A 754-nucleotide genomic window follows, 5' to 3' on the forward strand; every position below is an offset into this window, starting at 1 on the left:
GGACGGGACCATCACGGTTGCCCCCGGTACGACGGCTGGGACGTACAGCTATCCCTATACGATCTGCGATGCAGTGAACGCAGGCAACTGCGACACGGCGACGGCAACTGTTGTTGTCGACGTAGCGCCCATTGATGCGGTGGATGATACGATGGCGCCGATTGTTGGCTTGGTGGGCGGCGACACCGCGTCTGTTCTTGACAACGACACGCTGAATGGCGCGGCTGTTGATCCGGCAGATGTCACGCTGACCCCTGGTACGGCACCTTCGCCTGCTTCTGGCTCGATCATCATGAGTGCCGATGGCACCATTACTGTGGCTCCGGGCACGACACCGGGCACCTATAGTTATCCGTATCAGATCTGCGAAGATCTGAATGCTGGCAATTGTGACACCGCTACGGCGACTGTTGTGGTCGATGTTACCCCGATTGATGCGATGGATGACGCGGTTGGGCCAGTGAACGGCCTAGACGGAGGCGACACCGCATCCGTATTGGACAACGACACGCTGAACGGTGTGGTTGTTGATCCAGCAGATATCACGCTGACGCCTGGCACGGCACCTTCGCCTGCTGCGGGTTCGATCACGATGAATGCGGACGGGACGATCACTGTCGCGCCGGGCACGACGGCAGGCACTTACAGCTATCCCTATACGATCTGTGAGAACTTGAACGGGACGAACTGTGATACGGCCACAGCGACGGTCGTAGTGGACCCAGCCCCGATCGACGCCATCGACGACACGCCA

General features: G+C 59.5%; 1 pseudogene. It reads left to right on the plus strand.

What is annotated here, in order from left to right:
• Window positions 1-754: pseudogene (locus ACXAH3_RS16445) on the plus strand (hypothetical protein); the annotation flags it as partial.

The sequence above is a fragment of the Aliiroseovarius sp. ABM4_368 genome, assembly GCF_056161205.1.